The organism is uncultured Parvibaculum sp., assembly GCF_963975745.1.
Lineage (GTDB): Bacteria > Pseudomonadota > Alphaproteobacteria > Parvibaculales > Parvibaculaceae > Parvibaculum.
Genome location: NZ_CAXBIB010000005.1, coordinates 164,912 through 178,539, shown reverse-complemented (window position 1 = coordinate 178,539; position 13,628 = coordinate 164,912). Strand labels below are relative to the sequence as shown.

13 protein-coding genes are annotated in these 13,628 nt (G+C 64.5%); all 13 read right to left on the bottom strand.

Features of this window, described 5'->3' with window-relative positions; genetic code table 11:
* Positions 1–20 precede the first annotated feature (20 nt).
* On the bottom strand, positions 21–290 hold the full coding sequence (gene rpsO, locus AAC071_RS06110; RefSeq protein WP_339830932.1) for a 30S ribosomal protein S15: 270 nt from the start codon (positions 288–290) through the stop codon (positions 21–23).
* A 13-nt stretch (positions 291–303) separates the two neighbouring features.
* Positions 304–1,224: a tRNA pseudouridine(55) synthase TruB gene (truB, locus tag AAC071_RS06105; RefSeq protein ID WP_339830931.1), complete on the bottom strand. Its 921-nt coding sequence runs from the start codon at positions 1,222–1,224 to the stop codon at positions 304–306.
* A gap of 4 nt (positions 1,225–1,228) precedes the next feature.
* The gene (gene rbfA, locus AAC071_RS06100) at positions 1,229–1,633 is read right to left on the bottom strand and encodes a 30S ribosome-binding factor RbfA (protein ID WP_339830930.1); all 405 of its coding nucleotides are present in this window, start codon (positions 1,631–1,633) and stop codon (positions 1,229–1,231) included.
* A gap of 54 nt (positions 1,634–1,687) precedes the next feature.
* Entirely contained in the window at positions 1,688–4,300 is a 2,613-nt protein-coding gene (gene infB / locus AAC071_RS06095) for a translation initiation factor IF-2 (RefSeq protein ID WP_339830929.1), read from the bottom strand.
* Positions 4,297–4,977 carry an RNA-binding protein gene (locus tag AAC071_RS06090; RefSeq protein WP_339830927.1) on the bottom strand — a complete coding sequence of 227 codons (681 nt, stop codon included), beginning with the start codon at positions 4,975–4,977 and terminating at the stop codon, positions 4,297–4,299. Before AAC071_RS06090 ends, infB begins: the two co-directional genes overlap by 4 nt.
* Positions 4,964–6,574 (bottom strand): transcription termination factor NusA, encoded by a 1,611-nt coding sequence (nusA, locus tag AAC071_RS06085; RefSeq protein ID WP_339830925.1) that lies wholly within the window; start codon positions 6,572–6,574, stop codon positions 4,964–4,966. The genes AAC071_RS06090 and nusA overlap by 14 nt, the downstream gene beginning before the upstream one ends.
* Before the next feature lie 5 nt (positions 6,575–6,579).
* Complete coding sequence (gene rimP / locus AAC071_RS06080) at positions 6,580–7,200, bottom strand: ribosome maturation factor RimP (RefSeq protein WP_339830924.1); 621 nt, start codon at positions 7,198–7,200, stop codon at positions 6,580–6,582.
* Positions 7,201–7,338: 138 nt separating this feature from the next.
* Entirely contained in the window at positions 7,339–8,046 is a 708-nt protein-coding gene (trmB, locus tag AAC071_RS06075) for a tRNA (guanosine(46)-N7)-methyltransferase TrmB (protein WP_339830923.1), read from the bottom strand.
* 17 nt (positions 8,047–8,063) lie between these two features.
* A complete protein-coding gene (metK, locus tag AAC071_RS06070) occupies positions 8,064–9,233 on the bottom strand; it encodes a methionine adenosyltransferase (RefSeq protein ID WP_339830921.1) in 1,170 nt (389 codons plus the stop codon).
* 214 nt (positions 9,234–9,447) lie between these two features.
* On the bottom strand, positions 9,448–11,121 hold the full coding sequence (gene lnt, locus AAC071_RS06065) for an apolipoprotein N-acyltransferase (RefSeq protein WP_339830920.1): 1,674 nt from the start codon (positions 11,119–11,121) through the stop codon (positions 9,448–9,450).
* A 3-nt stretch (positions 11,122–11,124) separates the two neighbouring features.
* Positions 11,125–12,069, bottom strand: coding sequence for a hemolysin family protein (locus tag AAC071_RS06060; protein WP_339830919.1), 945 nt, complete (start codon positions 12,067–12,069; stop codon positions 11,125–11,127).
* Positions 12,070–12,082: 13 nt separating this feature from the next.
* A complete protein-coding gene (ybeY, locus tag AAC071_RS06055) occupies positions 12,083–12,547 on the bottom strand; it encodes an rRNA maturation RNase YbeY (protein WP_339830970.1) in 465 nt (154 codons plus the stop codon).
* 65 nt (positions 12,548–12,612) lie between these two features.
* Positions 12,613–13,626 carry a PhoH family protein gene (locus AAC071_RS06050; protein WP_339830918.1) on the bottom strand — a complete coding sequence of 338 codons (1,014 nt, stop codon included), beginning with the start codon at positions 13,624–13,626 and terminating at the stop codon, positions 12,613–12,615.
* Positions 13,627–13,628: the final 2 nt, after the last annotated feature.

The window sequence follows — 13,628 nt, the reverse complement described above, 5'->3', positions numbered from 1 at the left end:
GGGTGATAGGACGCACCCCGTTACCGCCGGATCCCCAGACGGGCGATCAGCTTTTCATAACGCGCCTGATCCTTCTTCTTCACATAGTCGAGAAGGCTGCGGCGCTGGCTCACCATCTTCAGAAGGCCGCGACGCGAATGATTGTCCTTCGCGTGGCTCTTGAAGTGGTCGGTGAGATTGACGATGCGCTCGGTCAGGATGGCAACCTGCACTTCGGGCGAACCTGTGTCGCCATCCTTGCCGGCAAATTCCTTGATCAGCTCGGCCTTGCGTTCCGGCGTAATCGACATCGGGGTCTCCTCATCAAACGAGATTGAAAACGCGCACGGGCCGAAGCTCGCCCTTTTCGTATTCGGTGAGCGCCACCGGGTCTCCCCGATGGGTCGCCAGAACCGATCCGGAAAGGATGGGTGCGTCGCGCCCGCGCAACAAAACCCCCTGACCCTGTTTCAGTCGGGCCGCATCGTCGCCGCTGACGGCCAGTGCCGGGATGTCGTCCAGCGCGGTCTCAAGCGGCAGCAGATGGGCCCCAAGGCCGGGAGCGGGCGCAATATGGCCCAAGGCGCAGAGTTTATCCAGCGGAATTGCCGCCGCCTCGCCAAATGGCCCGTGACGGGTGCGGCGGAGCGCCGAAACATGACCGACCGTGCCCAGCGCCCGAGCCAGATCGCGGGCCAGGGAGCGGACGTAAGTCCCTTTGCTGCAAAGGATTTCCAGCTCGGCATGGTCCGTGTCGGGGAGGCCCAGGAGGCGGATCTCATGGATGGTGACCGCGCGGGCCTTCATTTCGACCGTCTCGCCCGCCCGGGCTCTTGCATAGGCCCGTTCACCATCGATCCTGATAGCCGAAAAGGCCGGCGGCACCTGTTCGATCGGGCCGCGGAAGGCCGGCAGCACGGCCTCGATCGCGGCGGCGGCGGGGCGGACGTCGCTTCGGGCGACGATTTCGCCCTCGGCGTCATCGGTTGAAGTCGCGGTGCCGAAGCAAATGGTGAAGCGATAGCCCTTGGCGGCATCGATGATGAAGGGAACGGTCTTGGTCGCCTCGCCCAGCGCCACGGGCAGGATGCCGGTCGCCAGCGGGTCAAGGGTGCCCGCATGGCCGGCCTTGCGGGCATTGAAGAGGCGGCGGACGCGATTGACGACGTCGGAGGAGGTCGGTCCGGCGGGCTTGTCGACGATCACCCAGCCCGACACCGCCTCACCCGTCTTGCGGCGGGCCATGGGCTCAGTCCTCTTCGCCCGACAGATCGCGCACAACCTCGGGCGAATGAAGAAGACGGTCGATCTCGCTGGCCTTGTCGTAGGAGGTGTCGGGTTCGAAGGTCAGGTCGGGCATGAACTTGAAGGTGACCTCGCGCGAAAGCTGACCGCGCAGGTAGGCGCGCACCCGTGTCAGCGCGGCGGCCAGCGCGGCGGCATCGCCCTGACCGAGCGGCGCGACAAAACATGTCGCATGGCGCAGATCGGGACTCATCCGCACTTCGGTGATGGAGAAGCTGCGTTCGATCAGCTCGGGATCGCGGATGGTGCCGCGCGCGACGATGTCGGCCAATGCACGGCGCACCAGCTCGCCGGCGCGCAACTGGCGCTGGCTCGGGCCTTTCGATGCATGGGTATGTTTCCTGACCATCACGGCGTCTTTCAATCGGCCCGGCGCAACCGGGGCCGGGTGGCGGCCTCGAGATCAGGCGAGGCTGCGCTTCACCACCTCGACATCGAAGCACTCGATGATGTCGCCCTTGCGCATGTCCTGATAGTTCTCGAAGGCCATGCCGCATTCCTGGCCGGACTGCACTTCCTTCACTTCGTCCTTGAAGCGTTTCAGGGTCGAGAGCTTGCCTTCGTGCACCACGACGTCGTCGCGGATCAGGCGCACGCTGGAACCGCGACGCACCACACCTTCGGTGACACGGCAGCCCGAAACCTTGCCGACCTTGGAGATGTTGAACACTTCCAGGATTTCGGCATTGCCGAGGAAGGTTTCGCGCAGTTCCGGCGAGAGCATGCCGGACAATGCGGCCTTGATATCGTCGACCAGGTCGTAGATCACCGAGTAGTAGCGGATCTCGACGCCGCCCTGGCGGGCGGCATCGCGCGCCTGCGTGTTGGCGCGCACATTGAAACCGATGACCGGCGCGCCCGACGCGGTCGCCAGCGTGATGTCGCTTTCGGTAACGCCGCCGACACCGACATGAATGACGCGCGCCGTGACCTCGTCGGTGCCGAGCTTTTCGAGCGCCTGCACGATAGCTTCGGCCGAGCCCTGCACGTCGGCCTTGACGACGATCGGCAGTTCCTTCTTGTCCTGTTCCTTCAGCTGCGACAGCATCTGGTCGAGCGAAGTGCGCCCGCCCGTGCCGACGCGCTTGTCGCGCTGGACGCGCTGACGGTAGTCGGTGACTTCGCGGGCGCGCGCTTCGCTTTCGACAACGCTCATCACGTCGCCGGCTTCCGGCGCGCCGCCGAGACCGAGAACCTCGACAGGCACCGACGGGCCGGCGCTGTCGACGTTTTCGCCGCGATCATTGATCAGTGCACGGACACGGCCCCATTCGGCACCGGCCACGATGATGTCGCCAACCTTCAGCGTACCGCGCTGCACGAGTACGGTGCCGACCGGGCCGCGGCCGCGATCGAGCTTCGCCTCGACGATAATGCCCTCGGCGGGACGATCGGGATTGGCGCGAATGTCGAGGAGCTCGGCCTGGAGAAGGATGGTCTCTTCCAGCTTGTCGAGCCCCATGCCGGTCTTGGCCGAAATCGGAACCGCCAGCACGTCGCCACCGAAATCCTCGACCACGACTTCATGCTGCAGCAGTTCGTTCTTGACGCGGGACGGATCGGCCTCGGGCTTGTCCATCTTGTTGATGGCGACAATCATCGGCACGCCGGCCGCCTTGGCATGATTGATCGCCTCGATCGTCTGCGGCATCACGCCGTCGTCGGCAGCGACAACCAGCACGACGATGTCGGTGACCTTTGCGCCGCGAGCGCGCATCGAGGTGAAGGCCGCGTGGCCCGGTGTGTCAAGAAAGGTGATGCGCTCGCCCGAGCTCAGATTCACCTGATAGGCGCCGATATGCTGGGTGATGCCGCCGGCTTCGCCCGCCGCGACATCGGTCTTGCGCAGCGCGTCGAGCAGCGAGGTCTTGCCGTGGTCGACATGGCCCATGACGGTGACAACAGGCGCACGCGGCTGCTTCACCTCGTCGATATCCGCCTCACCAACAAGGCCTTCCTCGACGTCCGATTCAGCAACGCGCTTGACCGTGTGACCGAGTTCCTCAGCGACCAGCTGGGCCGTGTCGCTGTCGATCACGTCGGTGATCTTCAGCATGATACCCTGCTTCATCAGGATCTTCATCACATCGACCGCACGCTCCGCCATGCGGTTGGCCAGTTCCTGAATGGTGATGACTTCCGGGATCACGACTTCGCGGATAATCTTCTGCGGGGCATCCTGGATGCCCATATGCTTCTTGCGCTCGCGCTCGACGCGGCGGCGCATCGAGGCCAGCGAGCGCTGGCGATCGCCTTCATCATCGAAAGCCTTGGTGATGGTCAGCTTGCCGCGCCGGCGCTCTTCGGTGCGGCGCGCAACCGGCGGCTTCGCCGGCGTATGGCCGGGACCGCGCTTCGGCTTGTCGTCATCCTCGGCTTCGTCGCCCTTCAGGTCCTTCGCCGTGGCGCGGCCGGCCGGCGCATCCGTGTCGAGGCGGCGCTTTGCTTCCTCGGCGGCGCGGGAACGCGTCGTCTGTTCGGCCGCAAGCCGGGTCGCTTCCTCGGCCGCACGTGCGGCGGCCTCGGCACGCTCGCGTTCGCGACGCGCGTCTTCGTCGGCAAAGCGGCGTGCTTCCTCTTCGGCGCGGCGGCGATCCTCGCCTTCGCGCTCGCGGGCGCTGTCGAGCGCCAGCGCACGGGCCTGCTTTTCTTCCTCGGTCAGCGTGCGCAGCACGACGCCCGACCGGGCGCGGCTTGCGGGCTTTTCCTTCGCGGCCGGCGCCGCGGTCGCGGCGGCCTTTGCCGGTTTTTCAGCCTTGGTCTCGACGGCGGCAGGCGCCGGCTCCTCGGCCGCTTTCGCGACCGGCGCGGGGGCCTTTTGCGGCTTTGACGGCTCTTCGGCGGCGGCCGCAGCGGTTTTCAGCGTGCGGCTCTTCTTCTTCTCGACGACCACCGTCTTGGTGCGGCCATGCGAGAAGTTCTGGCGCACATGGCCAGACTCGACCGTCCGCTTCAGGCTCAGCGTCTTGCCGCCCGTCTTCGGTTTACGTTCGCTCGTATCGGCCTGATCGGTCATTCCGGTCCTTCAATTACCCACTCACCCGTCGCGCCTCGAGGGCCCGAGCGGGCGTTTTCCGGGCGGTCCTTCCGCCCATAGCGCTCCAGTCTGGCAAGATCCGCCAAGACTTTCGCCTGCATGCCTCCCTGGATCAGGGCTGCATGTATCACATTTCCGCGCCCCAATGCCAAACCCATTTCGTCCGCCCAAAGGGGGCTCAAAACGGGCACATCACCCAGAATTCCAAGCTCTTTGGCCACCCGAAGGCGCTGTTCGAGCTTGCGCCGGCCATCCTCGGCACCGTCACGGGCCTCGATCAGGCCGGCGATCCGGCCCTTCTCGATGGCCGTCGTCACCTTCTCGAATCCGGCCACCAGCGCACCTGCCTTGCGCGCCAAACCCAGCGCATCGGCAGCACGGCGCGCCAGCAGATGCTCGACCAGATCGGCCAGCCCTTCATCGGCCCGGGCCGACGCCTTGGCGGCACGGGCAAAAAGTCCCCTGGCCACCGCTCTCGCCACCGCTTCGCGGCTCGCCGAAACCCAGAGTCCGCGGCCGGGCAGGCGCCCGGCCAGATCCGGCACCACACGGCCCTCCGGGTCCAGCACGAAGCGGATCAGCGCCGCCTTCGAGCCGCTTTCACCGGTGACGATGCAGCGGCGGGCGCTTTCCTCGTCCTCTTTATGCTTCTTCACCGACCTCGCCCGCTTCCTCAGCCGGCTCGGCAGGCGCAAGATCGGCCTCGGTGATCCAGCCGGCGCGCAGGCGCGCCTGCATGATCATGTCGTTGGCCTCCTCGGACGACACGTCGAAATCCTCGAGAATGCCCTTCTGATGCTTGCGCTCGCCGTTGACCGTCTCGTTCCAGCCGATCAGATCGTCGGTGGCGCAGCCCGCCAGATCCTCGACCGTCCTGATTTCGCTCTCGCCGAAAGACACGAGCATCTTCGGGGTGACACCCGGCACTTCGCCAAGCTCGTCGGCGACGCCCAGTGCACGGCGCTTCTCGTCAAATTCAGCATTCTGACGTTCGATATATTCAAGCGCGCGATTCTGGATTTCCTGCGCAGTATCCTCGTCGAAGCCTTCGATGCCGGCGATCTCGTCGATATCGACATAGGCCACCTCCTCGACCGAGGCAAAACCCTCGGACGCCAGCAGCTGGGCGATCATCTCGTCGACGTCCAGCGCCTCGGCGAAGGTCGCGCTGCGGCTCTGGAATTCGGCCTGACGGCGTTCGCTTTCTTCCGCCTCGGTCAGGATGTCGATGTCCCAGCCGGTCAGCTGCGAGGCGAGGCGAACATTCTGGCCGCGCCGGCCGATGGCCAGCGACAGCTGATCGTCCGGTACCACGACTTCGATGCGCTGGGCGTCTTCGTCGAGCACGACCTTGGCGACTTCCGCCGGCGCCAGGGCGTTGACGATGAAGGTTGCCGCATCGGGCGACCACTGGATGATATCGATCTTCTCGCCCTGCAATTCGTTGACGACCGCCTGGACGCGGCTGCCGCGCATACCGACGCAGGCGCCGACAGGATCGATCGAGGAGTCGTTCGACAGCACCGCGATCTTGGCACGGCTGCCCGGATCGCGGGCCACTGCCTTGATCTCGATGATGCCGTCATAGATTTCCGGCACTTCCTGCGCGAAGAGCTTGGCCATGAACTGCGGATGCGAGCGCGAGAGGAAAATCTGCGGGCCGCGCTGCTCGCGGCGCACATCGTAGATATAGGCACGCACGCGGTCGCCGTTGCGGAAGGTCTCGCGCGGCAGAAGTTCGTCGCGGCGAACGATCGCTTCGCCACGGCCGAGATCGACGATGACATTGCCGTATTCGACGCGCTTGACGATGCCATTGATGACCTCGCCGATACGGTCGCGATATTCGTCATACTGCCGTTCGCGTTCGGCATCGCGCACCTTCTGCACGATGACCTGCTTGGCGGTCTGTGCGGCGATGCGGCCGAAATCGACCGGCGGCAGTTCATCCTCGATCAGATCGCCGAGCTGAGCGGCCGGATTGCGGCGCTGCGCCGACTTGATGTCGATCTGAATGGCGTCGTTGTCGACGGCGTCCACCACTTCGAGCAGCCGCACCAGGCGAATTTCGCCGGTCTGCGGATTGATGCGGGCGCGGATCTCGTTCTCGGCGCCGTAACGCGAGCGGGCCGCCTTCTGGATCGCCTCCGCCATCGCTTCGATGACGACCTCGCGGTCGATCGACTTTTCACGCGCGACCGCATCTGCGATCTGCAACAGTTCAAGCCGGTTGGCGCTAACTGCCGTTGCCATTTTCTCTATTCTCCGTCGGAGGGGCTATCGGGAGCGGATGCCGCCCGGCCCTGTCTTTTGAGACTTTCCCTGATGAGGTCGTCGCTCATGATGAGCTTGGCCTCGCTTAACTGCCGGAACGGCAGGCCGAGCACCTGCGGTTCCGAAAATCCCTCGATCTCGCATTCGACGAGAACCTCGCCGTCCTCGACGCCCTGAAGGAGACCGCGAAACCTCTTGCGCCCGTCGATCGGCTCGGTCAGTTCGATCTTGGCTTCGAAGCCCGCCCAGCGTTCGAAATCCTTGGGCCGGGTCAGCGGGCGATCGATGCCGGGCGAGGAAATCTCGAGATTGTATTCGCCCGGAATCGGATCCTCGACGTCGAGCAGCGCCGAGATGGTGCGCGACAGCTCCTCGCAATCGGCCACACACATCGTGCCGTCGGGACGTTCGGCCATGATCTGCAGCGTATGGCCGTCCTGAAGGCCGAAACGCACGCGCACGATCTCGAAGCCGATCCCCTCGGCAGGTCCGCGCAGCAATTCGAAGATGCGACGCGCCGGCCCCGGGCTCGCGACAAGCGGCGTATCGAGCACGGTATCCGCCGTCTCGTTCGCCGCTTTCCTGTCCAGACCGATGGTCGCCAAGGCGTTCTCCGAAATCGCGGCCCCAAGAAACAAAAAAAGCGGGCCCCCGTTTCCGGAGACAGCCCACTCTCGAGAGCATCGCTGACTAATTGGGCCCTATATAGACCCTTTTCAGGCTGCGGGGCAAGGGCTGCGGCGTCACAGACGCCGGAAGGCCAGATAGGCCGGAATCCGGCCCTCGCGGATGGCCTTGGCTTCGTAGCGGGTGCCGGGCCAGTCTTCATAAGGGGTACGCCAGTCGGCGGCCTTTTCGGCGGTCCAGCAGAAAGCCTCGCCGTTCTGCCGGTTGAATTTGGCGATATGGGCCAGCGTCCAGGCAATATAATCAGGGATGTCGCTCGCAAAGCGCAGTTCGCCGCCGTGGCGCAGGGCGGTGGCCAGAAGCCCGAGCGTCTCCTCGTTGACGAAGCGACGCTTGTTATGACGCTTTTTCGGCCAGGGGTCGGGATAGAGAATACTGACGCGCGACAGCGATGCCGGCGTCAGGCGCTCCAGCAGGAAGCGTGCATCGTCGGCAAGTATCCGGACATTGGCGAGCGCGCGCTCATCGATTTCGGCGACGAGCTTGGCAACGCCGTTGATGAAGGGCTCGCAGCCCAGAAAACCGACGCGCGGATGACGCACCGCATGGTGGACGAGATGTTCGCCGCCGCCGAAGCCGACTTCGAGCCAGACCTCATCGACCTCTTCAAAGAGGCTTCGGGGATCGATGGCAGCGCTGCCAAGCGAAATGGAGACCCCGGGAAACAGGGTCTCCATCAAATTCGCCTGACGGGGCTTCAGCGTCTTGCCCTTGGTCCGCCCGTAGACGTGACGGCGGGGCTCGTCGCCCGCGCCGTCGCGCATGGCTGCCTTTGCAGGGCTCAGCGGATTTCCGCTTTCAGCTTGTCGGCCAGATCGGTCTTTTCCCACGAGAAACCGCCATCTGCATCCGGCGTACGGCCGAAATGTCCATAGGCGGCCGTGCGTTCATAGATCGGCCTGTTGAGGCCGAGATGCTCGCGAATGCCGCGCGGCGAGAGGTCCATGCATTTGGCGACCGCCTTCTCGACCGCCTCTTCCTCGACCTTGCCGGTGCCATGCAGATCGACATAGATCGAGAGCGGCTTCGAAACACCGATCGCATAGGAAAGCTGGATCGTGCAACGCTCGGAAAGGCCCGCTGCGACAACGTTTTTCGCGAGATAGCGCGCGGCATAGGCGGCGGAGCGGTCGACCTTCGTCGGATCCTTGCCGGAGAAAGCGCCGCCGCCATGGGGCGCCGCGCCGCCATAGGTGTCGACGATGATCTTGCGGCCGGTCAGACCGGCATCGCCGTCGGGGCCACCGATAACGAACTTGCCCGTGGGATTGACATAGAATTCCTCATCCGGCGGAAACCAGCCATCCGGCAACACTTCCTCGACATAGGCGCGCACCAGTTCGCGCAGCTTTTCCTGCGTGACGCCTTCCTTGTGCTGTGTCGAGACGACGACCGAGGTGACGCCGACCGGCTTGCCGTTTTCGTATTTCAGCGTGACCTGGCTTTTGGCATCGGGCTCGAACTCGGGGCGCTTGCCCGAATGGCGATCCTCGGCCATGCGCTTCAGGATGCGATGCGAATAGATGATCGGCGCGGGCATCAGCACATCGGTTTCGGTGCAGGCATAGCCGAACATGATGCCCTGGTCGCCGGCACCTTCGTCCTTGTTGCCGGCTGCATCGACGCCCTGGGCGATATCGGCCGACTGCGCGTGGAGCAGCACGTCGACGCTGGCATTCTTCCAGTGGAAGCCGGCCTGTTCGTAGCCGATCGCCTTCACGGCCTGACGCGCCGTTTCCTCGATCTGCTCCTTGGTGATCGAAGCCGGGCCGCGCACTTCGCCGGCCAACACGATCTTGTTGGTCGTGGTCAGCGTTTCACACGCGACCCGCGAGAAGGGGTCGCCCGCCAGATAGAGGTCGACGACAGCGTCGGAGATCCGGTCGCATACCTTGTCGGGGTGGCCCTCTGAAACGGATTCGCTCGTGAACAGGAAATTCGACCGCGCCAATTTGATCTCCCTCATGGGTTTGAGATGAGTTTTGTGCCCGAAATGCCCGTGCGGCTGATCCGGCGACAAGGTTTTTGCAAGGATCGGGTGCGGGGTCAACAGTCCGGCGCAAAAAGATATGCACATAAGTGCATATCTATAGTATTTCGCCATAATACAAGGCGCTGTGCCGGCCGCGAAACGCGTTGCCCGGTCTCAGCAGGGGCTCCAGGCGCTAGCGTTTCAACGGCGCGCGCCCGAACGATGCGGCAAGGGCCGTCGCGATCAGCAACAGGACCAGGAAACCGTCACCGAGCCGGGCATAGAGCGTGGGCGGCAGCGCTGCGGGCAAGGCGGCGTCGATGACGCCCTGGGTGTCGAGCGGCAGACTCTCAACCAGCCGGCCATAAGGATCGATCAGGGCCGAAATGCCGCTATTGGCCGAACGAACCAGCGGCAACCCCTGTTCGACGGCGCGGAGGCGGGCCTGCGACAAATGCTGATGCGGTCCGATCGAGCCGCCGAACCAGGCGTCGTTGGTGATGTTGACCAACCATTGCGGCCTGCGGTCCGGCGCGACGATGCCGCCCGGAAAGATCACCTCGTAGCAAATCAGCGGACTGACGGATGGCATGCCCGGCAGGTCGAGCGTCACCGGCCCCGGCCCGACATCAAAGCTGCCCTGAAACTGCACCAGCTGGCGCAGACCGAGACGGCCGAGCAGATGGCGCAACGGCACATATTCGCCGAAGGGCACAAGATGATGCTTGTCATAGGTAGCGGCAATCGCACCGGTGGCGTCGACGACATAGAGGCTGTTGTAGAAGACGCGCAGGTGATTGGCCGGACCATCCGGCGCCGGCTCGCCGCGATTGGAGCCGACAATGACCTGCGCGCCGGGCGGCAGCGCACGGCCGATCGCCGAGAGCACATAGGGTTCGCGCGCCAGCAGAACGGGCACGGCATTTTCCGGCCAGACAACGACCGTGTTGCCATCGATGCCCTGCGGGCGTTCCGGCGTCGGCTCGCGCGACATGCGCAGCAACTGACCGATGATCGCGACGATGCGTCCCTCGTCGTCCCACTTGTCGGCGAACGGCGTGTTGGGATGAACGATGCGGATCGATGTGCCGGTTGCCTCGGGCGCGGCGATGTCCGCGGCCGAGAGGCGCGCAACCCCGGCCAGCCAGACAAGCGCAAGGCCGGCCAGGGCGATTGCCGGCGCCGCCAGCAGTTCCATGCCGGAACCGCGACGTGCCGCGTGAACGCGGCTGTCGAAGGTTGCGGGCGCGGTCACGATCAGCAGCGCGATGAAGGAAAGTCCATAGGCGCCAACCATGGCACCCGCCTGCAGCAGCGCGTCGGACGCACTGAAACTCTGACCGATCAGGTTCCAGGGAAAGCCGGTCAATACATGGCCGCGCAACCACTCGAAGATCGTCCATGCGACCGCAAAAACGGCGATGCGGCGGTAGCCGCGGTACCAGAAGAGACGCGCCAGCGCAGCGGCAGCGGCCGTGAAGAGTGCCAGTCCCGCCGGCAGCAGCGTCACGGCGAGCGGCAGGAGAAAGGCGAACTTGTCCGCCTCAACCAGAAAGGCGTGGCCGATCCAGTAGAGACCCAGAAAGAAATAGCCGAATCCGAACCACCAGCCGAGTAAACCGGCGCGCCACATCACGCGGCGCCGTCGCGAGCGCGTCGGCTCGCCGACGCCGTCAAGCAGCCAGACCAGGACCGGAAAAGTCAGGAAGAGGATCGGGAAGAAATCATAGGGCGGCAGCGACAGCGTGCTCAGCGCACCGGCGAGAAAGGCGGCAGCGAGACGACGCCAGCCGCGAAGCTCGGCAAGTTCGGCCGCTATCCGCTCGACATGGTAGACGGCGGCCGAAAGACCGTTCTCGAACCGCACGCGTCAGCTCGCCGCGGTCGTCGAGGGGGCCGCCTCGCCGGCGCAGCCGGCCGCGGGCAGAAGATGAACGCGCATGCGCTTGATACGGCGCGGATCGACGTCCTTGACCTCGAATTCAAGTCCGGCCGGATGACGCACCATTTCGCCGCGCAGAGGCACGCGACCGAGAAGCGAGGACACCAACCCACCCAGCGTGTCGACATCGTCCTCGTCGCCGCTTTCGATCAACCGGAGGCCCGTCATCTCTTCGAGTTCCTCGATCGGGCAGCGCGCGTCGGCATCGATGGTGCCATCTTCGCGTCGCACAAGGGCCGGTCCCTCATCCGTATCGTGTTCATCCTCGATCTCGCCAACGATCTGTTCGACCAGATCCTCGATCGAAACCAGACCGTCCGTGCCGCCATACTCGTCGATCACCAAAGCAAGATGGATGCGGGTCGCCTGCATCTTGACCAGAAGATCGAGCGCCGGCATCGACGGCGGCGCAAACAGCACCTCACGACGGATCGATCTGAGCGTGAATGGCGGACGCATGTCGACCGTGCCATCCAGCGGCGCCAGGCACCCCATGACATCCTTGATGTGCACCATGCCGATCGGATCGTCCAGCGTCTCGCGATAGATCGGCATGCGCGAATGCGCCGATTCGCGATAGAGACGCAGGACTTCCTCCAGCGATGCATTTTCCTCCACCGCAATCACATCGGCGCGCGGAACCATGACATCGTCGACGCGCAACTGGCCGAAGCTCAGGATATTGACCAGCATGTGGCGCTCCTGATCGGTCAGACTGCGCCGCGTTCCATCATGCTCCTCGATTACCTCCTCGAGGCTTTCGCGCAGCGTGTTGTCGCCATTGCCTGCGCCCAGCAATGCGCGCAGCCAGCCGAAACGCGTCCGCGGCGATGCGGCGGGAGAAGAGGATGGTCGGTCGGTCGTATCGGTCATCGTCGTTCAGGGCTCACGGGGCAAGGCGATCGGCATCGTAGGGATCGGCGATACCGAGATCTTCCAGAATTCTGCGCTCGAGCGCTTCCATGGCTTCCGCCTCTGCTTCGTCTTCGTGATCGTGGCCGAGCAGGTGCAGGACGCCATGGATTATGAGATGCGCGAGGTGATCGACAAAGCTCTTTCCCTGAGCTTCGGCCTCACGGACAATCGTGTCGCGCGCCAGCACGACATCGCCCAGAAGCGCGGCTTCCGCAGCCGGCATTTCGGCGGCCGGAAAGGAGAGCACATTGGTCGGTCCGCTCCTGCCCCGCCAGGCCTTGTTCAGATCGGCAATCTGCGCGTCGTCCGTCAGCACCACAGAGAGTTCGGCCGGCGCCCTTCCCCGCAGCGTGCCATAGGCCTGCGCCGCTGCCTGGCGGACGCATTCCTCGTCGGTCGCGCTCCAGTCACCGGCCTCGCGCAGAATGTCGATCATCAGGCCGGTGCCCGAATCCGGGTGCGCGACGGCATGGCCGGTATGACCCGATGCTCTGGCCACCGTCATTTGGACCCGTCGCCGATCAGGCCGCGGTCGCGGCTGTTATAGGCCTTGACGACGCGCGTCACCAGCGGATGGCGTACCACATCCGCATCGGTGAAATGCACGGTTGCAACGCCCTCGACCCCGTCCAGAACCTCGAGCGCATCCCTCAGACCCGATTTCGCACCAAGTGGCAGATCGACCTGGCTTGGATCGCCGGTAATCGCCATGCGGCTGTTCTCGCCGAGCCGTGTCAGAAACATCTTCATCTGGACCGGCGTACAGTTCTGGGCCTCGTCGAGAATGACGAAAGCGTTGGCCAGCGTGCGGCCGCGCATGAAGGCAAGCGGCGCCACTTCGATTTCGCCGGATTCGATGCCCTTCATCGCCTGCTCGCCGGGCAGGGTGTCGTAGAGCGCGTCGTAAAGCGGACGCAGATAGGGATCGATCTTCTCTTTCAGATCGCCCGGCAAAAAGCCGAGACGCTCGCCGGCCTCGACGGCCGGGCGCGACAGGATGATGCGATCGACGCGTTTCTGCAGCAGCATCGAGACCGCGACGGCAACAGCGAGATAGGTCTTGCCGGTGCCGGCCGGGCCGATGCCGAAAACGAGTTCATGGTTCATCAGCGCATCGATATAGGCACCCTGCGTCTGCGAACGCGGCCCGATGACGCGGCGCTTGGTCTGGATGCGGTGACCGCTTGTGCCGCCTTGCGGCTTCGCCAGGTCCGCGTCGGGTGCGGTTGCCATGCGGATCGCCCCGTCGACCTCGCCGGCATTGACTTCCTCGCCCGATTTCAAACGGGCATAGAGATCCTTGAACACGCGATCGGCCTGATTGCGCGCATGCGCGGTACCGGTAATGACCAGCTTGTTGCCGCGCGACGTCGCCAGCACGCCAAGACCCTGCTCGATCCGCGCCAGATGCCGGTCATTGGCGCCGAACAGTTCGGTCAACAGCCGGTTGTCGTCGAAGGCAATCACGAGGCTGTCGGCACTCTCCACCGTCTTGCTCCCATCCGCTGCACTCAACT